Here is a 19,103-nt window from a genome sequence, read left to right as displayed (position 1 = left end):
AAAGGGAGCCAAAGTGGCTCCCTGGAAGGACTAGCTGGCTTTTTTAATATGCGGGAGATCGAAGGCTTTGCGCAGCGCGCGCACAAACGCTTTATCATGGCAGATGGTTTTACCCGGGCTGTCAGATAACTTCGCCACCGGTTTGCCGTTACATTCGACCAGCTTGATAACGATATTCAGCGGCTTAACCTGGGGGATGTTACACGTCAGGCGTGTCCCGATACCAAAGCTCAACTGCACGCGAGAAGAGAAGTGGCGGTAGAGTTCAATCGCTTTATTCAGATCGAGGTTATCGGAGAACACCAGCGTTTTGCTTTGCGGGTCAATGCCCAGTTTTTCATAATGGGCGATGGCTTTCTCACCCCATTCCACCGGATCGCCAGAGTCGTGGCGCAAACCCTGGTAGCGGGTCGCAAACTCAACGCCAAAGTCGCGCAAAAACGCGTCCATGGTGATGCAATCGGTCAGGGCGATGCCGAGCTGGTCGGGATATTCGTTCAGCCAGGCGGCCAGGGCAACGCGCTGGCTGGTGGCAAGCTCAGGGCTGATTTGCTGGTGTGCCTGGAACCATTCATGCGCCTGGGTTCCCATCGGCGTTAATGACAAACGACGGGCAAGATCGTAGTTGCTGGTGCCAACAAACCACGGCTCTTGCTGCAGGCGTTTAACGATAGCCTGCTGGACTTCACGTGAAAAACGACGACGCGTACCGAAATCCATCAGATGGAAGCGGGACATATCGACATCTTTCGTTAAAGCAGAGAATTCTGCTAATTTGTTTTCCAGCTCAGCCAGCGCCTGTGGGACGCCTGATTCGGGCGAGCGATAACGGTGTACCAGCTCGCTTATCACCGCTAACAGCGGAACTTCCCACATGATCACTTCGCGCCATGGCCCGGTTAAGCGAATGTTCAACTTACCGTTGTCATTGGTGACGCAAACCTGTTCCGGGTTATAGCGGAAATCACGTAACCAGGTGAGGTAATCAGCTTTGAAGAAAGGCAGGCCGGAGAGCCACTGGTACTCGTCCTCCTGCAGTCGCAGGTGCTGCATAGCATTCACCTGTTCGCGAATAGAATCGGCATAAATACCGAGCAGGTCATCGCCACGGCAACGAAATTCAGCCGCTACTTGTACATCATAGTAGTGGTGAAAAACGGCTTGCTGCATATGCAACTTATAAGCGTCTGTATCCAGCAGCGAGTGCAGAACAGGAGAAGCGAATTGTGTCATAGGTGCGCAGTAGCATCCTCTCACGGGAGCGTTTAGTACAATAAACAACTAAGAAAACCGCTGGAGTATACCCTGTTTAGCGATTTATTGAACCCCGATCACACCATAAGCTGTCTTTCTGGTCGAGGGCAATTCGTGCCGCGTGTTATAAAAATGTAGCAAAAAGGGCGTTTGTGCCTGAAAAGATGAACATTCTGCGTAGCGTGATTTACGCAACAGGAATAGACTGAAGCCGAGACTCTACCAAAGATGCTAAAGGTTTTTTTATGACACAACAGCCACAAGCCAAATACCGCCACGACTACCGTGCGCCGGATTACCAGATTACTGATATTGACTTGACCTTTGACCTGGATGCTGAAAAAACCGTGGTCACCGCAGTGAGCCAGGCTGTCCGTCATGGCACGTCCGATGCGCCCCTGCGCCTGAATGGTGAAGATCTGACCCTGGTGTCAATCCACGTGAATGATGAACCGTGGACAGCATATAAAGAAGAAGAGGGCGCTCTGGTCATCAATCAACTGCCGGAACGTTTTACGCTGCGTATCGTGAATGAAATTAGCCCAGCGGCGAATACCGCGCTGGAAGGGCTTTACAAGTCAGGTGACGCGCTGTGTACCCAGTGCGAAGCGGAAGGCTTTCGCCATATTACCTGGTATCTCGACAGGCCGGACGTGCTGGCGCGTTTTACGACCAAAATTATTGCCGATAAAACCAGATATCCATTCCTGCTTTCCAACGGTAACCGTGTTGCGCAGGGCGAACTGGAAAACGGTCGCCACTGGGTGCAGTGGCAGGATCCATTCCCGAAACCGTGCTATTTATTTGCGCTGGTGGCCGGTGATTTTGACGTCCTGCGCGACACTTTTACTACCCGCTCAGGGCGTGAAGTGGCACTGGAACTGTACGTCGATCGCGGTAACCTGGACCGCGCGCCGTGGGCGATGACCTCGCTGAAAAACTCCATGAAATGGGATGAAGAGCGCTTTGGCCTCGAGTATGACCTCGACATCTATATGATTGTCGCTGTGGATTTCTTCAACATGGGCGCGATGGAGAATAAAGGTCTGAACATCTTTAACTCCAAATACGTGCTGGCGCGTACCGATACCGCCACCGACAAAGATTACCTCGATATTGAGCGCGTCATCGGTCACGAATATTTCCATAACTGGACCGGCAACCGCGTAACCTGTCGCGACTGGTTCCAGTTGAGCCTGAAAGAGGGGTTAACCGTGTTCCGCGATCAGGAATTCAGTTCCGATCTTGGCTCACGTGCGGTAAACCGTATCAGCAATGTGCGTACCATGCGCGGCCTGCAGTTTGCTGAGGACGCCAGCCCGATGGCGCATCCTATCCGTCCGGATATGGTCATTGAAATGAACAACTTCTATACCCTGACCGTGTATGAGAAGGGTGCGGAAGTGATTCGTATGATCCACACCCTGCTGGGTGAGGCTAACTTCCAGAAAGGGATGCAGCTGTACTTTGAGCGTCACGATGGTAGCGCTGCAACCTGTGATGATTTCGTGCAGGCGATGGAAGATGCCTCCAACGTCGATCTCTCCCATTTCCGCCGCTGGTACAGCCAGTCCGGTACGCCGATTTTGACCGTGCGAGATGACTACAATCCAGCAACGGAACAGTACACGCTGACTATCAGCCAGCGTACGCCAGCCACGCCGGATCAGGCTGAAAAGCAGCCCTTGCATATTCCTTTTGCCCTTGAGTTGTATGACAACGAAGGGAAAGTGATCCCGCTACAAAAAGGCGGGCACCCGGTGAATTCCGTACTCAACGTGACCCAGGCAGAGCAGACGTTTGTCTTTGATAACGTCTACTTCCAGCCGGTTCCGGCGCTGCTGTGCGAATTCTCCGCGCCGGTGAAACTGGAATATAAATGGAGCGATCAGCAACTGACCTTCCTGATGCGCCATGCGCGTAACGATTTCTCTCGTTGGGATGCGGCGCAAAGCCTGCTGGCAACCTATATTAAGCTCAACGTTGCCCGTCATCAGCAGGGACAACCGCTGTCGCTGCCGGTCCACGTGGCCGATGCATTCCGCGCAATTCTGCTCGATGAGAAAATCGATCCGGCACTGGCGGCAGAGATCCTGACGCTGCCTTCAGTAAATGAAATTGCCGAACTGTTCGACATCATTGATCCGGTGGCGATCGCCGAGGTACGCGAAGCGTTAACCCGCACGCTGGCGGCCGAGCTGGCGGATGAATTCCTCGCCATCTATAACGCTAATCATCTTGATGAGTATCGCGTTGAGCATGCTGATATTGGCAAACGTACGCTGCGCAATGCCTGCCTGCGCTTCCTGGCTTTTGGGGAAAACCAACTGGCAGACACGCTGGTAAGCAAGCAGTACCGTGAAGCGAATAACATGACTGATGCGCTGGCGGCGCTGTCTGCGGCGGTCGCAGCACAGTTGCCGTGTCGTGACGCGCTGATGCAGGAATACGACGACAAATGGCACCATGACGGTCTGGTGATGGATAAATGGTTTATCCTGCAATCCACCAGCCCGGCTAGAAACGTGCTGGAAACGGTACGCGGCCTGCTGAAGCATCGTTCCTTTAGTATGAGTAACCCGAACCGCATCCGTTCGCTGATTGGTGCCTTCGCGGGCAGCAACCCGGCGGCATTCCATGCGGAAGATGGTAGCGGTTATCAGTTCCTGGTGGACATGCTGACTGAGCTCAACAGCCGTAACCCGCAGGTGGCATCTCGATTGATTGAGCCGCTGATTCGTTTAAAACGCTATGATGCAAAACGTCAGGCGAAGATGCGTGCGGCGCTGGAACAGCTGAAAGGTCTGGAGAATCTGTCGGGCGATCTGTTCGAAAAGATCTCTAAAGCGTTAGCCTGATAATATTGCCGGATGGGTCCGGCCTACCATTCACGCGTAGGCCGGATAAGCGGTAGCGCCATCCGGCATTTTTAACCTTGCTTGCGTAGCTGAACTTCATTGTCGCCACGCTGCATCACCCGATTCAACACCTCGGCTTCCAGTTCTGCCAGACGCACCGATCCAATCCGGCGTGGTCGCGCAATATCCACCGTTAAATCCAGTCCGATTTTTCCATCCTCAATCAGCAAAACGCGATCGGCCATTGCCACAGCTTCACTCACGTCATGGGTGACCAGCAGTACGGTAAAGCCGTGCTCTTGCCACAAAGAGACAATCAGCTCCTGCATTTCAAGGCGGGTTAAGGCATCCAGCGCGCCGAGGGGTTCATCCAGCAGAAGCAGACCGGGGCGATGAATTAATGCCCGCGCCAGAGCCACGCGCTGTTTTTGTCCGCCAGAAAGCGCTGCGGGCCACTCCTGAGCACGATTCTCCAGCCCAACTGCGGCCAGCGCATCTCGGGCTGCATTGCGCCACTGACCTTTCAGACCCAGACCCACGTTATCGATAACCGTCTTCCATGGCAGCAGACGCGCATCCTGAAACATCATTCGCGTATCATCCTGAATCTCTGCCAGCGGGGTGGTTCCGGCGAGTAATGCGCCAGAGGTGGGCGACTCCAGCCCAGCCAGCAGGCGCAGCAACGTACTTTTACCTCCGCCACTGCGGCCTACCACGGCAACGAACTGTCCGGCCGGAATATGCAAATCTAACTGATTGAGCACCGTATTGGCGGCGTATTGTTTTGTCACGGCGCTCAGCAAAAGCGGCGTGCCCTGGTTCAGGCGAGCGGTGTTCATACGGTAGCCTCCTTCACATGGTAAGCCGGGTTCCAGCGCAGCCAGATTCGCTCCAGCAGTTGGGCACTGACATCGGCTAGCTTGCCGAGCAGGGCGTAGAGAATAATGGCCACCACGACCACATCGGTTTGCAGAAATTCGCGAGCATTCATCGCCAGGTAGCCAATACCGGCATTGGCTGAAATGGTTTCCGCTACAATGAGCGTCAGCCACATCAGTCCGAGAGCAAAACGCACCCCAACCATAATCGAGGGCAGGGCGCCGGGGAGGATCACATGAATAAACAGTGAAAAACCAGACAACCCATAGCTGCGCGCCATTTCAACCAGCCCGCGGTCGATATTGCGTATCCCGTGCCAGGTGTTGATGTAAATCGGGAACAGCGTGCCCAGGGCGACGAGAAAGATCCTGGCGGATTCATCAATACCGAACCACAAAATCACCAGCGGGATCAGCGCCAGATGCGGTACGTTACGCAGCATCTGCACCGAGGTATCCAGCAGGCGTTCTCCCCAACGCGAAAGACCGCTGATCAGTCCCAGCGTCAGGCCAATCGATCCACCGATAGAGAATCCGATCAGCGCGCGCCAGGCGCTGATCGCCAGATGCTGCCAAAGTTCGCCGCTGGCGGAAAGCGTCCAGAAGGCTTCGATAACACCCTCCGGAGAGGGCAGTATGCGATTGGACAGCCAGCCCATTGATGATGCGAGCTGCCAGAACGCCACCAGACCGACCGGTAAAAACCAGGGCGCGAGGCGCAATAACCATCTGTTTTTCGTCGTTGCCATTAGCCGCTCCTTAGCTTTGTGCGACTTTACGCGGGATGAATTCGTTCGCAACCGCTTCGCCTTGCTGTTGCAGGCGCAGCGGTTGCGGAATTTCTGGTATCGCGACATCCAGATGCGGGAACAGCAGCTCACCAACTCTGTATGCCTCTTCCAGATGCGGATACCCGGACAGCACAAAGCTGTCGATTCCCAGCGCGGCATACTCGTTAATACGCGCTGCGACCGTAGGACCATCCCCAACCAGTGCGGTCCCTGCGCCACCGCGCACCAGTCCTACCCCTGCCCACAGGTTCGGGCTAATTTCCAGTTTGTCGCGTTTACCGTTGTGCAGTGCAGCCATTCGCTGCTGACCAACCGAATCCGTTTTTGAGAAGGCGGCCTGGGCTTTGGCGATGGTGTCGTCATCCAGATGGGCTATCAGACGATCCGCTGCCTGCCATGCCTCGCGCATTGTCTCCCGTACGATCACATGCAGACGAATACCGAAGCGGATCTTACGCCCGCGCGCCGCCGCTTTAGCCCGCACCTGTTCAATCTTCGCTTTCACCTGTTCAGGCGGTTCGCCCCAGGTCAGGTAGAGATCAACCTGTTCGGCGGCCAGATCTTGTGCGACGTCAGACGAGCCGCCGAAATAGAGTGGAGGATGTGGCCGCTGGATCGGCGGGAAGAACAGTTTTGCCCCGCGAACATGAATATGTTTGCCGTTGAAATCAACGGTTTCACCTTGCAGTAAGCGTCGCCAGACCTGAGTAAATTCGCCAGAGGCTTCATAGCGCGCGGTGTGATCGAGGAACACGCCGTCACCAGCCAACTCCTGCGGATCGCTGCCGGTCACCAGGTTAAATAGCGCCCGACCATTAGAAAGCCTGTCGAGCGTTGCTGCCTGACGCGCGGCAACCGTCGGCGAGGTGACGCTTGGGCGTAGCGCGACCAAAAATTTTAACCGCTGGGTGACCGGGATCATCGAGGCGGCGACCAGCCAGGCATCTTCGCAGGAGCGACCGGTGGGGATCAGCACGCCGGTAAACCCCAGACGGTCGGCCGTTTGCGCAATTTGTTGCAGATATCCGTGATCGACCGGGCGCGAACCTTCTTCCGTTCCAAGATAATGACCGTCACCGTGGGTGGGTAAAAACCAGAACATGTTCAGACTCATAATTTTTCTCCTGCCTGCTGAGTGGGTTGCCAGATACGCTGGCGAATATCGATTTTTTTCGGCACCAGACGGTTGTCATAAAACAGATCCGCGGTTTGTTGCTGTAGCGCAGCAACAGAGTCGCTGACGGGCGTAATGGTGGTTGGCGGGCGGTGATCCAGATAAGAGGCAATTACCGGCTCAGGCAGGCCCATGGTTTTAGCCAGCAGGGCAATGCTTTGCTGCCGCTGGCTGAGGGTTAACGCATCGGCCTGGCTAAAGGTATTCAGTACGCCAAGAATAAAAGCGCCATTTTTTTCGGCATAAGGACGTGCGGCGAGATAAAACGAACCGGTTTGCTTGAGGTCTGAGCCGTCTTTCAGCACGCGTACATCACCTTGCAATAACGCGGCGGAATAGTAGGGATCCCAGATAGCCCACGCATCAACGTTTCCTTGCTGGAAGGCCGCTCGCGCATCGGCTGGCGTCAGATAGGTCGGTTGAATATCGGTAAATTTCAGCCCAGCCTGTTGCAGTGCACGGAGCAGTAAATTGTGGGCGCTGGAACCTTTCTGGAAAGCGACTTTATGTCCTTTAAGCTGCGCGACGTTCTGGATCGGGCTATTTTTCGGCACCAGAATCACTTCAGCTTTCGGTTTGGGGGGCTCTACGCCCACGTAAACGAGATCTGCCCCCGCGGCCTGGGCGAAAATGGGTGGAATGTCACCCGTACTGCCGAGATCGATACTGCCGATATTGAGCGCTTCCAGCATTTGTGGCCCGGCAGGGAACTCAACCCACGAGATTTTGGTTTGCGGGTAGCGTTTCTCCAACAATTGATGGCTTTTGGCCAACACCATGCTGACGCTCCCTTTCTGATAACCAATGCGTAGAGCATCGGGCGCAGGTTCTGCGGCGTGCGCCAGCGTTGACAGTGACAGCAGCCCAGCCAGTGTGAACCACGACGTGTGACGTTTGAGCAGATTAAGCATGGGCGGCACCTCGCAGGGCATTCAGTTGAGGGAGTTGGATATCGCGACGATGCAATGCCAGCCAGAAGGTGTCGAGCGCACTATCCAGGCGCTGCTGCAGGTTGGGCGTAAACTGCGGTTTATGCTGATAATCGATGACCTGCGAATCATCGGCAAATACGCCGTGCAGGATCTCCTGGGCTTTTAACGCACTCAGTACCGGTTTCAGCGCGTAATCGACGGCCAGTAAATGCGCCACGCTGCCGCCGGTCGCCAGCGGCAACACCACTTTTCCTTCCAGCGCCCGCTCGGGGAGCAGATCGAGCAGCGTTTTCAGTGCGCCAGAGTAAGCGGCTTTGTAGACCGGCGTGGCGACAATCAGCCCGTCAGCATCTTGCAGTTGTTCAATAAATGTCTTCAGCGCCGGACTGTCAAAACGGGCATAGATTAGGTCTTCCGGGGCAAAGTTATGCAGGTTCCAGTGAAAGATTTCGATATCCTGACCGTGTAGTTTTTCTCGGGCATATTCCAGTAACGCACTGGAGCGAGAAGGAAAGCGAGGGCTTCCCGCCAGAGTAATGACGCGCATAATTTTAATCTCCACTTATAACTAATTGTTTGCTTTTACTTAACATTGATAACAATTTATGCAGTCTGGCAGAGAGATTTTGTTTATCGAAATGATTTATACGGGATAGAAAAGTTGGAAATTGAATAAAAAGGCAGGGGCGAGGAAAACGATTGCTATTTATTGCCGCAGGTCAATTCCCTTTTTGCTCGCGATCGCACATAATACGCCCCCGGTTTGCACACCGGGAATCCAGGAGAGTTCATGTACTACCCCTTCGTTCGTAAAGCCCTTTTTCAGCTCGATCCAGAGCGCGCTCATGAATTGACATTCCAGCAATTACGTCGCATTACCGGCACACCGCTTGAAGCGCTTGTGCGCCAGAAAGTACCGGCAAAACCGGTTACCTGTATGGGGCTGACGTTTAAAAATCCGCTCGGGCTTGCTGCCGGACTGGATAAAGACGGGGAGTGCATTGATGCGCTCGGCGCGATGGGATTTGGCTCAATTGAAATAGGTACCGTGACGCCGCGTCCTCAGCCGGGTAACGATAAACCGCGTCTGTTCCGTCTGGTCGATGCAGAAGGTTTGATCAACCGTATGGGGTTTAATAACCACGGAGTTGATAACCTGGTTGAGAACGTTAAAAAATCGCATTTTGACGGTATTCTGGGGATTAATATTGGCAAGAATAAAGATACCCCAGTAGAGAATGGCAAAGATGACTATCTGATTTGTATGGAAAAAGTCTATGCTTATGCGGGTTATATTGCGATTAATATCTCTTCACCGAATACGCCGGGATTACGTACGCTGCAATACGGCGAGGCTCTGGACGATCTGCTGACGGCTATTAAAAATAAGCAAAACGATCTGCAAGCGATCCACCATAAATATGTGCCGGTGGCGGTAAAGATCGCGCCGGATCTTTCTGTGGAAGAACTGATCCAGGTTGCTGACAGTTTAGTTCGGCATAATATTGATGGCGTAATTGCGACTAACACCACGCTCGATCGTTCGCTCGTTCAGGGAATGAAAAATTGCGATCAAATGGGTGGTCTGAGCGGGCGACCATTGCAATTAAAAAGTACAGAAATTATTCGCCAGTTGTCTCAGGAATTAAAAGGGCAGTTGCCAATTATTGGTGTTGGCGGGATCGACTCGGTGATTGCCGCGCGGGAAAAAATGGCTGCCGGCGCAAGCCTCGTACAGATTTATTCGGGCTTTATTTTTAAAGGTCCGCCGTTGATTAAAGAAATCGTCAGCAATATCTGATCTATGCCTTAATCCGACAACCAGGGCTTTATTTCTGGCCCTGGTTGTTTTATATTCCTTTACTGTTGCTTATTTAAACATTCTGAGCTTTTATTATTAAGGCAATAAACGAAGCGGCAAAAGGATACTGTCGTAATGGCGATGATTAAGGAAAGGAGAGAAACTGATGCGAATTAAACCCGACGATAACTGGCGCTGGTATTATGATGAAGAGCACGATCGTATGATGCTCGATTTAGCCAATGGCATGTTATTCCGCTCGCGTTTTGCGCGTAAAATGCTCACGCCTGATGCTTTTTCTCCATCTGGTTTTTGTGTTGATGACGCCGCGCTTTATTTCTCCTTCGAAGAAAAATGCCGTTATCTGGATTTAGCTAAAGAACAAAAAGCGGAACTGGTGCTAAATGCGCTGGTGGCTATTCGGTATCTTAAACCGCAAATGCCAAAAAGCTGGCACTTTGTTGCGCACGGTATTAACTGGTCGCCAACCGTGGGTGACGCCGCCTGTGTGGATTTAAGCGATACCGAAGAACAGGTAAATCTGTTAGTGGTAGAGCCGGGTGAAAATGCCGCACTGTGTTTGCTTGCGCAGCCCGGAGTGGTCATCGCTGGTCGCACCATGCAACTTGGCGATGCGATTAAAATCATGAATGACAGACTGAAACCACAGGCAATTGTCGACAGTTTCAACCTTGAGCAGGCGGTCTAACTTTCCAGCCTGATTGCTGTCTTGGGTACACAACTGCAGCAAAGAATCGTTCCGTCATCGCCAATCGCTGATTTTTTCAGTGGGTTGACTTCGCCTTCTACCAGCCGAATCCGGCAGCATCCGCAAATTCCCGCACGACACGAGTAGGGAACACGGATCCCCTGGTTTTCCAGCTGTTCCAACAATACCTGCTGATTATTTCCGCGAAACGTTTGACCCTGCCAGTCAATCATCACTGTTGCATCGGGTTGTTGTTGCAAAGCCGTATCATCAGATTCCGTCGCGCTGTACAGCCGGGCGGGTCGGGTCGCCAGTATTTCGACTTCATCACCTACACGAATTACGCCGCTATTACGGGCGATGAGATTCTGGCCGAAATCGACATCACCGTTGTCCGCCGCCGTGCGGAAGGTTTGCAGCGTTGCCAGTGGCTCGCCAGACGGATGTTTCTGGCCTTTTTCCGGGCTAACGGTAGTGAAAATACAGCGGCTACAGGGTTTTGCCACATCAAAAATGACGTCGCCGATGCGAATCACTTTCCAGGTATCTTCTTCCCAGGCGCCAGCGCCTGAAATCACCAGATTAGGGCGAAACTGTTCCATTTTGACGCTTGCCGGACAGCGCTGTTGCAGATCGCGTAGCGACGCTTCATTGGTCAGCAGGTAGGGATAACCGTCGGCGAAGGATAAGGGAACGTCATCGTGGCGCTTTACCCGGCGCGTCAGTTGCGGGCCAACCCAACGCAACTGCACATCACGGGAAAAGAAACCGCTGATCCAGCGATTGATATCCGCTGGTGCTACTCGCGCGGTAAAATGGTTTCCCCACACTTCTGTTGGTGCATCCTGGGTGGCAAAGTCGGCAAAGCGCACTAACGCGCTGCTGCCGTCTGGCGCCGTAAGATGCAGTCCATCGTGGAAAGGAGAAGGGGTAAAGCGGACCATTTGCGGGAACTGTCGGGCAGTGATGAACGTTCCGTCAGGTTCAGTGATCATAAATATGCGATCAAAGGCAAGGCCGCTGATATCTGCCAGGGCGTGCGTTAGCCCAATGCCGCGCATTGATTTAACCGGATGGATAAAAAGTCGGGTTAACGTGACCACTGTACAGCCCCTCGAATGAAAATAAGCCTTCAACTTTATGACATACAGCCCATATTAGCTATAATGCGCAGCAATTTTCTTGGAGTAAAAGTGACATTATGAATTCTCTGTTTGCCAGTACGGCCCGCGGGCTGGAAGAGCTGTTAAAAACTGAACTGGAAAACCTCGGCGCGCTGGAGTGCCAGGTCGTTCAGGGTGGGGTCCATTTTAAGGGCGACACGCGGCTTGTTTACCAGAGCCTGATGTGGAGCCGCCTGGCCTCGCGCATTATCCTGCCGATGGGAGAATGCAAGGTCTACAGCGATCTTGATCTGTACCTCGGCGTTCAGGCAATCGACTGGACAGAGATATTTAATCCTGGTGCCACCTTTGCCGTGCATTTTAGCGGCCTGAACGAGACGATTCGTAATAGTCAGTACGGTGCACTGAAAGTAAAGGATGCGATTGTCGATGCCTTTACCCGTAAAAACCTGCCGCGTCCGAACGTAGATCGTGAATCACCCGATCTGCGCATTAACGTCTGGTTGAACAAAGATACCGCCAGCATCGCCCTCGATCTGAGCGGTGACGGCCTGCATCAGCGTGGTTATCGCGATCGCGCGGGTCAGGCGCCGATTAAAGAAACGCTGGCCGCCGCTATTGTTATGCGTTCTGGCTGGCAGCCGGGAACCCCGTTACTCGATCCGATGTGTGGTTCCGGCACACTGCTGATTGAAGCGGCGATGTGGGCAACCGATCGCGCGCCGGGCCTGCACCGTGGCTACTGGGGCTTCAACGGTTGGGCGCAGCACGATGAAGTCGTCTGGCAAGAAGTCAAAGCCGAAGCACAGGTTCGTGCACGCAAAGGATTGGCGGACTATACCTCGCACTTCTATGGATCTGACAGCGATGCGCGGGTAATTGAAAAAGCGCGCAGTAATGCCCGCCGCGCCGGTATTGCCGATCTGATGACGTTTGAAGTTAAAGATGTCGCTAAACTGAGCAACCCGCTGCCGAAAGGACCGTATGGGACGGTTATCAGCAACCCGCCATACGGCGAACGTCTGGATAGCGAACCGGCGTTGATAGCTCTGCACAGCCTGCTGGGACGCACGATGAAAAACCAGTTTGGCGGCTGGAATTTGTCGCTGTTCAGCGCCTCGCCGGATCTGCTCAGCAGCCTGCAATTGCGTGCGGATAAACAGTTTAAAGCGAAAAATGGTCCGCTGGATTGCGTACAGAAGAACTATCACGTTGCAGAAACGACCGCTGACAGCAAACCTGCAACGGTGGCGGAAGATTATGCCAACCGCCTGCGCAAGAATATTAAGAAATTGGAAAAATGGGCACGTCAGGAAGGGATTGAATGCTATCGCCTGTATGACGCTGACCTGCCGGAATACAACGTTGCAGTGGACCGCTATGGTGACTGGGTCGTGGTTCAGGAATATGCGCCGCCGAAGACGGTTGATGCGCAGAAAGCACGTCAACGCCTGTTCGACATTATCGCCGCAACGCTGTCGGTACTGGAAATCGCGCCCAATAAACTGGTGCTGAAAACCCGTGAGCGCCAGAAAGGGAAGAACCAATACCAGAAAATGAACGAGAAGGGCGAGTTCATTGAGGTGAGCGAGTATAACGCGCGCCTGTGGGTAAACCTGACCGATTATCTGGATACCGGCCTGTTCCTCGATCACCGAATTGCACGCCGCATGTTGGGGCAGATGAGCAAAGGGAAAGACTTCCTTAACCTGTTCTCCTATACCGGCAGCGCCAGCGTACATGCGGGATTGGGCGGTGCGCGCAGCACCACAACGGTAGATATGTCGCGTACCTATCTGGAATGGGCAGAGCGTAACCTGCGACTGAACGGGTTAAGCGGACGTGCGCACCGCTTGATTCAGGCCGACTGCCTGGGCTGGCTGCGTGATGCCAATGAACAGTTTGATCTGATCTTCATTGATCCGCCGACGTTCTCTAACTCTAAGCGTATGGAAGACTCGTTCGATGTGCAGCGCGATCATCTGGCGCTGATGAAAGATCTGAAACGCCTGCTGCGTAAAGACGGCACGATTATGTTCTCCAACAACAAACGTGGATTCCGTATGGACCTCGACGGTCTGGCTGAACTGGGATTGAAAGCACAAGAAATTACCCAAAAAACGCTTTCCCAGGACTTTGCCCGTAACCGCCAGATCCACAACTGCTGGCTGATTACCGCAGCCTGAAAGGAAAAAAAAATGTCATTGATCAGTATGCATGGCGCATGGCTGTCGTTCAGCGATTCGCCACTTCTTGATAATGCAGAATTGCATATCGAGGATAACGAACGCGTCTGTCTGGTAGGCCGTAACGGCGCGGGCAAATCGACGCTGATGAAGATCCTGAACCGTGAGCAGGGTCTTGACGATGGGCGTATTATTTATGAGCAGGATCTGGTTGTGGCGCGTCTGCAGCAGGATCCGCCGCGCAACGTGCAGGGTAGCGTCTACGATTTCGTCGCCGAAGGGATTGCAGAACAGGCGGTTTACCTCAAGCGTTATCATGATATCTCGCATCTGGTGATCACCGACCCGAGTGATAAAAACCTCCAGGAACTGGCGAAGGTTCAGGAACAGCTGGATCACCATAATCTGTGGCAGCTGGAAAACCGTATTAATGAAGTACTGGAACAGCTTGGCCTGGAAGCAGACATGGAGCTGGCATCGCTTTCCGGCGGCTGGTTACGTAAGGCGGCGCTGGGTCGTGCGTTAGTAAGTAACCCGCGCGTACTGCTGCTGGATGAACCGACGAACCACCTGGATATTGAAACCATCGACTGGCTGGAAGGGTTCCTGAAAACCTTCAATGGGACAATCATTTTCATCTCCCACGACCGTTCATTTATTCGCAATATGGCGACGCGCATTGTCGATCTCGACCGCGGCAAGCTGGTGACCTATCCCGGGAACTACGATCAGTATCTGCTGGATAAAGAAGAAGCATTGCGCGTAGAAGAGTTACAAAACGCGGAATTTGACCGCAAACTGGCGCAGGAAGAAGTCTGGATCCGTCAAGGTATTAAGGCGCGTCGAACCCGCAATGAAGGTCGCGTGCGTGCGCTGAAAGCCATGCGTCGCGAGCGTGGCGAGCGGCGTGAAGTGATGGGCACAGCGAAGATGCAGGTCGAAGAAGCGAGCCGCTCAGGCAAGATTGTTTTCGAAATGGAGAATGTTGATTACCAGGTTGACGGGAAGCAGCTGGTGAAAGATTTCTCCGCGCAGGTGCAGCGCAGCGACAAAATTGCCTTAATTGGGCCTAACGGCTGCGGCAAAACAACGCTGCTGAAGCTGATGCTGGGACAATTACAGGCCGACAGTGGTCGCATCCACGTCGGGACGAAACTGGAAGTTGCCTATTTCGACCAGCACCGTGCTGAACTGGATCCGGATAAAACCGTGATGGATAACCTTGCTGAAGGTAAGCAAGAGGTGATGGTGAACGGTAAGCCGCGCCATGTGCTGGGCTATCTTCAGGACTTCCTGTTCCATCCGAAACGTGCGATGACGCCAGTACGTGCGCTCTCTGGCGGGGAACGCAATCGCCTGCTGTTGGCGCGTTTGTTCCTGAAACCCAGCAATCTGTTAATTCTCGATGAACCCACCAACGATCTCGACGTCGAAACGCTGGAACTGCTCGAAGAGTTGATTGACGGTTATCAGGGGACCGTATTGCTGGTAAGCCACGACCGTCAGTTTGTTGACAATACTGTTACCGAGTGCTGGATTTTTGAAGGTGGCGGCAAAATTGGTCGTTATGTGGGCGGCTATCATGACGCGCGTGGCCAACAAACACAGTATGTGGCGTTTAAACAACCCGTTGAGAAAAAAACGGAGGAAACTGTTGCGCCTAAAGCAGAAATTGTAAAACGCGGCACCAGCAAACTAAGCTATAAACTACAGCGCGAACTGGAGCAACTTCCTGCGCTGCTTGAAGAACTGGAAGCTAAGCTGGAAGCCTTACAGACTCAGGTTGCTGACGCCGCGTTTTTTAGTCAGCCGCACGAGCAAACGCAACAGGTGTTAGCTAATCTGAACGAAGCAGAACAAGAACTTGAGCAAGCCTTTGAGCGCTGGGAGTATCTTGAGTCTTTGAAGAATGGCGCATAATTAAAGGAGCACATATGTGCGAACATCACCATGCCGCGAAGCATATTTTGTGCTCGCAGTGTGACATGCTGGTGGCGCTTCCTCGCCTTGAGCATGGTCAGAAAGCGGCATGTCCACGATGTGGCACTACGTTAACGGTTGAGTGGGACGCGCCACGGCAGCGTCCTACCGCCTATGTGTTAGCAGCATTGTTCATGCTGCTTTTATCAAACCTGTTTCCCTTTGTGAATATGAACGTCGCAGGGGTGAGTAGTGAAGTGACGTTGCTGCAAATTCCCAGCGTGCTCTTTTCTGAAGATTACGCCAGTCTCGGCACCTTCTTTATCTTATTCGTTCAGTTGGTTCCGGCCTTTTGTCTGCTGACGATCCTGCTACTGGTAAACCGGGTTCAGATGCCCGAGCGGCTTAAAGCATGGCTGGCGCGCATTTTGTTTCAGTTAAAAAGCTGGGGAATGGCAGAAATCTTCCTTGCGGGCGTGCTGGTGAGCTTTGTTAAACTAATGGCCTATGGCGATATCGGTGTGGGCAGTAGTTTCATCCCGTGGTGCTTCTTTTGTCTTCTCCAGTTACGAGCATTCCAGTGTGTCGATCGTCGCTGGCTGTGGGATGATATTGCGCCGATGCCGGCTATCAAACAGGTCTTAAAGCCAGGTGTTCCCGGTATCCGACAAGGGTTGCGTTCCTGCTCCTGTTGCACGGCTATTCTTCCGGCTGATGAGCTGGTGTGTCCGCGTTGTCAAACGAAAGGCTATGTGCGTCGTAAAAACAGTTTGCAATGGACACTGGCACTACTGTTCACGTCGATCATGCTTTATCTTCCTGCCAATATTCTGCCGATTATGATCACCGATCTGCTGGGGTCAAAACTGCCATCAACCATTCTTGAGGGCGTGGTTTTAATCTGGAGCGAAGGTTCTTATCCCGTGGCTGCAGTTATCTTTATCGCCAGTATTATGGTGCCGACCTTAAAAATGATCGCCATTGCCTGGCTATGTTGGGATGCCAAAGGGCATGGCAAACGCGACAGCGAACGTATGCACCTGATTTATGAGGTGGTGGAATTTGTCGGTCGCTGGTCAATGATCGACGTTTTTGTTATTGCGGTACTCTCTGCGCTGGTGCGCATGGGAGGGTTAATGAACATTTATCCTGCAATGGGTGCTTTGATGTTTGCTTTAGTCGTCATTATGACAATGTTTTCTGCGATGACATTTGATCCGCGTCTGTCGTGGGACCGTGAACCAGAACCAGGCCATGAGGAGTCCTGACAGCATGGAATCTAAAAGTGGGGAAGCCAAAGTGCAGAAGGTAAAAAACTGGTCGCCCGTGTGGATATTCCCGATCGTCACTGCACTCATTGGCGCATGGGTTCTGTTTTACCACTACAGCCATCAGGGGCCGGAAGTCACGTTGATTACGACCAATGCCGAAGGTATTGAAGGGGGCAAAACGACGATTAAGAGCCGCAGTGTGGACGTCGGCATCGTTGAGAGCGCAACCCTGACGGATGATCTGACCCATGTGGAGATTAAAGCGCGTCTTAATTCCGGTATGGAAAAGCTGCTGCATAAAGATTCTGTTTTTTGGGTTGTGAAGCCGCAGGTGGGGCGTGAAGGTATCAGTGGCCTGGGAACGCTGTTGTCCGGGGCATATATTGAGCTGCAACCCGGTAATAAAGGCAGCAAGCTGGAAAATTACCAATTGCTCGATTCTCCACCGCTGGCGCCGCCTGATGCGAAAGGGATCCGCGTGATCCTGGACAGTAAAAAAGCCGGTCAATTGAGTCCGGGTGACCCGGTGCTGTTCCGTGGATATCGCGTGGGCTCGGTTGAGACCAGCACGTTTGATGCTCAAAAACGCACGATCAGCTACCAGCTTTTCATCAATGCGCCAAACGATCGACTGGTAACCAGTAATGTCCGTTTCTGGAAAGACAGCGGTATTGCCGTCGATCTCACTTCGGCAGGTATGCGAGTAGAAATGGGCTCGCTCACGACGCTGTTTGGCGGTGGGGTAAGCTTTGACGTACCGGAAGGGCTGGAGCAAGGCCAACCGGTTGAACAGCATTCCTCTTTTAATCTGTATGACGATCAAAAAAGTATTCAGGATTCCTTGTATACCGATCACATTGATTACCTGATGTTCTTCAAGGATTCAATTCGTGGTCTGCAGCCGGGTGCGCCGTTGGAATTCCGTGGTATACGCCTGGGTACAGTAAGTAAAGTGCCTTTCTTCGCGCCAAATATGCGCCAGGTATTTAACAATGATTACCGCATTCCTGTTCTGGTGCGTATTGAACCTGAACGGCTGAAAGCGCAGTTGGGTGAAGACACCGATGTGGGGGCTCATCTTGCTGAGTTGCTCAAACGTGGGCTGAGAGGCTCATTGAAGACGGGGAACCTGGTGACCGGCGCGCTGTATGTCGATCTCGACTTTTACCCGAAAGAGCCGCCAATTACAGGGGTACGCGAGTTTAATGGTTATCAAATTATCCCAACAGTGAGTGGCGGTCTGGCGCAGATTCAGCAACGTCTGATGGAAGCGTTGGATAAGATTAATGGCCTGCCGCTGAACCCGATGATTGAGCAGGCAACCAATACGCTGTCGGAAAGCCAGCGCACGATGAAGCATCTGCAAACTACGCTGGATAACATGAATAAGATCACGTCCAGCCAGTCGATGCAGCAACTTCCTGCGGATATGCAGAATACGTTACGTGAACTGAATCGCAGCATGCAGGGCTTCCAGCCTGGTTCCGCGGCCTATAACAAGATGGTGGCGGATATGCAGCGTCTTGATCAGGTGCTACGTGAACTGCAACCGGTACTGAAAACGCTGAACGACAAGAGCAACGCGCTGGTATTTGAAGCGAAGGACAAAAAAGATCCAGAGCCGAAGAGGGCGAAACAATGAAAAAGTGGCTAGTGGTGATGATGGCGGTCTGGCTGACGTCATGCAGCTCCAGCGGAGAGAATAAAAGCTATTACCAGCTCCCTATCGCACAAGGCGGTGTGCAGAGCTCCGCCAATCAGGGAAACCGTCTGCTGTGGGTTGAACAGATTGCGGTACCTGATTATCTGGCCGGTAATGGGGTGGTTTACCAGACCAGCGATGTGCAATATGTGATAGCCAATAATAATCTCTGGGCCAGCCCATTAGATCAGCAATTGCGCAATACGCTGGTTGCTAACCTCAGTATGCAGTTGCCTGGCTGGGTTGTTGCTTCGCAGCCGCTGGGAAGCACTCAGGACACGCTGAACGTCACCGTAACCGGCTTCCACGGTCGGTACGATGGTAAGGTTATCGTGAGCGGTGAATGGTTGCTGAATCATCAGGGACAACTGATCAAACGTCCATTCCACATCGAAGCTGTACAGACTAAAGACGGCTACGATGAGATGGTGAAGGTTCTTGCCAACGCCTGGAGTCAGGAAGCGACGGCCATTGCTCAAGAGCTGAAACGCATCCCATAAGCT

15 protein-coding genes are annotated in these 19,103 nt (G+C 52.9%); 8 read left to right on the top strand and 7 right to left on the bottom strand.

Going from position 1 to position 19,103, the window contains the following annotated elements; genetic code table 11:
- Window positions 1–30: 30 nt before the first annotated feature.
- Complete coding sequence (gene pncB, locus FDX03_RS16860) at window positions 31–1,233, bottom strand: nicotinate phosphoribosyltransferase (RefSeq protein ID WP_101742835.1); 1,203 nt, start codon at window positions 1,231–1,233, stop codon at window positions 31–33.
- A gap of 266 nt (window positions 1,234–1,499) precedes the next feature.
- On the opposite strand from pncB, the gene pepN reads away from it, so the two are divergent.
- The gene (pepN, locus tag FDX03_RS16855) at window positions 1,500–4,112 is read left to right on the top strand and encodes an aminopeptidase N (RefSeq protein WP_137346277.1); all 2,613 of its coding nucleotides are present in this window, start codon (window positions 1,500–1,502) and stop codon (window positions 4,110–4,112) included.
- Window positions 4,113–4,183: 71 nt separating this feature from the next.
- Here pepN and ssuB read toward each other — a convergent pair whose 3' ends face one another.
- From ssuB to ssuE, 5 genes are read right to left on the bottom strand one after another with little or no spacing between them, the layout of a single operon-like run.
- Window positions 4,184–4,951, bottom strand: coding sequence for an aliphatic sulfonates ABC transporter ATP-binding protein (gene ssuB, locus FDX03_RS16850; protein ID WP_115643640.1), 768 nt, complete (start codon window positions 4,949–4,951; stop codon window positions 4,184–4,186).
- Window positions 4,948–5,739: an aliphatic sulfonate ABC transporter permease SsuC gene (ssuC, locus tag FDX03_RS16845; protein ID WP_137346276.1), complete on the bottom strand. Its 792-nt coding sequence runs from the start codon at window positions 5,737–5,739 to the stop codon at window positions 4,948–4,950. The genes ssuB and ssuC overlap by 4 nt, the downstream gene beginning before the upstream one ends.
- Window positions 5,740–5,749: 10 nt before the next feature.
- Window positions 5,750–6,895 carry an FMNH2-dependent alkanesulfonate monooxygenase gene (ssuD, locus tag FDX03_RS16840; RefSeq protein ID WP_137346275.1) on the bottom strand — a complete coding sequence of 382 codons (1,146 nt, stop codon included), beginning with the start codon at window positions 6,893–6,895 and terminating at the stop codon, window positions 5,750–5,752.
- Window positions 6,892–7,866 (bottom strand): sulfonate ABC transporter substrate-binding protein, encoded by a 975-nt coding sequence (locus FDX03_RS16835; protein ID WP_061067632.1) that lies wholly within the window; start codon window positions 7,864–7,866, stop codon window positions 6,892–6,894. Before FDX03_RS16835 ends, ssuD begins: the two co-directional genes overlap by 4 nt.
- Window positions 7,859–8,434: an NADPH-dependent FMN reductase gene (gene ssuE / locus FDX03_RS16830; protein WP_137346274.1), complete on the bottom strand. Its 576-nt coding sequence runs from the start codon at window positions 8,432–8,434 to the stop codon at window positions 7,859–7,861. The genes FDX03_RS16835 and ssuE overlap by 8 nt, the downstream gene beginning before the upstream one ends.
- Window positions 8,435–8,677: 243 nt before the next feature.
- On the opposite strand from ssuE, the gene pyrD reads away from it, so the two are divergent.
- Both pyrD and zapC read left to right on the top strand, forming a co-directional pair.
- Window positions 8,678–9,688, top strand: coding sequence for a quinone-dependent dihydroorotate dehydrogenase (pyrD, locus tag FDX03_RS16820; protein WP_061067634.1), 1,011 nt, complete (start codon window positions 8,678–8,680; stop codon window positions 9,686–9,688).
- A 166-nt stretch (window positions 9,689–9,854) separates the two neighbouring features.
- Window positions 9,855–10,397: a cell division protein ZapC gene (gene zapC, locus FDX03_RS16815; RefSeq protein ID WP_061067635.1), complete on the top strand. Its 543-nt coding sequence runs from the start codon at window positions 9,855–9,857 to the stop codon at window positions 10,395–10,397.
- On the opposite strand, the gene FDX03_RS16810 is transcribed toward zapC, so the two are convergent.
- A complete protein-coding gene (locus FDX03_RS16810; protein ID WP_137346273.1) occupies window positions 10,394–11,500 on the bottom strand; it encodes a YcbX family protein in 1,107 nt (368 codons plus the stop codon). The two genes, zapC and FDX03_RS16810, sit on opposite strands and share 4 nt — an antisense overlap.
- Window positions 11,501–11,598: 98 nt before the next feature.
- On the opposite strand from FDX03_RS16810, the gene rlmKL reads away from it, so the two are divergent.
- The 5 genes from rlmKL to pqiC are packed head-to-tail and all read left to right on the top strand — an operon-like array spanning window position 11,599 to window position 19,100.
- Entirely contained in the window at window positions 11,599–13,707 is a 2,109-nt protein-coding gene (rlmKL, locus tag FDX03_RS16805) for a bifunctional 23S rRNA (guanine(2069)-N(7))-methyltransferase RlmK/23S rRNA (guanine(2445)-N(2))-methyltransferase RlmL (RefSeq protein ID WP_101742827.1), read from the top strand.
- 12 nt (window positions 13,708–13,719) lie between these two features.
- Window positions 13,720–15,627: an ABC transporter ATP-binding protein gene (locus FDX03_RS16800; protein ID WP_101742826.1), complete on the top strand. Its 1,908-nt coding sequence runs from the start codon at window positions 13,720–13,722 to the stop codon at window positions 15,625–15,627.
- A 14-nt stretch (window positions 15,628–15,641) separates the two neighbouring features.
- Window positions 15,642–16,895 (top strand): membrane integrity-associated transporter subunit PqiA, encoded by a 1,254-nt coding sequence (pqiA, locus tag FDX03_RS16795; RefSeq protein ID WP_048212115.1) that lies wholly within the window; start codon window positions 15,642–15,644, stop codon window positions 16,893–16,895.
- 4 nt (window positions 16,896–16,899) lie between these two features.
- Window positions 16,900–18,540: an intermembrane transport protein PqiB gene (pqiB, locus tag FDX03_RS16790; RefSeq protein ID WP_048212114.1), complete on the top strand. Its 1,641-nt coding sequence runs from the start codon at window positions 16,900–16,902 to the stop codon at window positions 18,538–18,540.
- Window positions 18,537–19,100: a membrane integrity-associated transporter subunit PqiC gene (pqiC, locus tag FDX03_RS16785; protein ID WP_003035868.1), complete on the top strand. Its 564-nt coding sequence runs from the start codon at window positions 18,537–18,539 to the stop codon at window positions 19,098–19,100. Before pqiB ends, pqiC begins: the two co-directional genes overlap by 4 nt.
- The last annotated feature ends 3 nt before the right edge of the window (window positions 19,101–19,103 follow it).

The sequence above is a fragment of the Citrobacter sp. wls827 genome (assembly GCF_005280875.1).
GTDB lineage: Bacteria > Pseudomonadota > Gammaproteobacteria > Enterobacterales > Enterobacteriaceae > Citrobacter > Citrobacter youngae.
The sequence above is the reverse complement of the archived record's forward strand: the minus strand, read 5'-3'. Positions and strand labels throughout refer to the sequence as shown.

Excerpts from the sequence above, each read along its gene's own strand:
- pncB (WP_101742835.1), bottom strand. The coding sequence starts at position 1,233 with ATGACACAATTCGCTTCTCCTGTTCTGCACTCGCTGCTGGATACAGAC.
- pepN (WP_137346277.1), top strand. The coding sequence starts at position 1,500 with ATGACACAACAGCCACAAGCCAAATACCGCCACGACTACCGTGCGCCG.
- ssuB (WP_115643640.1), bottom strand. The coding sequence starts at position 4,951 with ATGAACACCGCTCGCCTGAACCAGGGCACGCCGCTTTTGCTGAGCGCC.
- ssuC (WP_137346276.1), bottom strand. The coding sequence starts at position 5,739 with ATGGCAACGACGAAAAACAGATGGTTATTGCGCCTCGCGCCCTGGTTT.
- ssuD (WP_137346275.1), bottom strand. The coding sequence starts at position 6,895 with ATGAGTCTGAACATGTTCTGGTTTTTACCCACCCACGGTGACGGTCAT.
- FDX03_RS16835 (WP_061067632.1), bottom strand. The coding sequence starts at position 7,866 with ATGCTTAATCTGCTCAAACGTCACACGTCGTGGTTCACACTGGCTGGG.
- ssuE (WP_137346274.1), bottom strand. The coding sequence starts at position 8,434 with ATGCGCGTCATTACTCTGGCGGGAAGCCCTCGCTTTCCTTCTCGCTCC.
- pyrD (WP_061067634.1), top strand. The coding sequence starts at position 8,678 with ATGTACTACCCCTTCGTTCGTAAAGCCCTTTTTCAGCTCGATCCAGAG.
- zapC (WP_061067635.1), top strand. The coding sequence starts at position 9,855 with ATGCGAATTAAACCCGACGATAACTGGCGCTGGTATTATGATGAAGAG.
- rlmKL (WP_101742827.1), top strand. The coding sequence starts at position 11,599 with ATGAATTCTCTGTTTGCCAGTACGGCCCGCGGGCTGGAAGAGCTGTTA.
- FDX03_RS16800 (WP_101742826.1), top strand. The coding sequence starts at position 13,720 with ATGTCATTGATCAGTATGCATGGCGCATGGCTGTCGTTCAGCGATTCG.
- pqiA (WP_048212115.1), top strand. The coding sequence starts at position 15,642 with ATGTGCGAACATCACCATGCCGCGAAGCATATTTTGTGCTCGCAGTGT.
- pqiB (WP_048212114.1), top strand. The coding sequence starts at position 16,900 with ATGGAATCTAAAAGTGGGGAAGCCAAAGTGCAGAAGGTAAAAAACTGG.
- pqiC (WP_003035868.1), top strand. The coding sequence starts at position 18,537 with ATGAAAAAGTGGCTAGTGGTGATGATGGCGGTCTGGCTGACGTCATGC.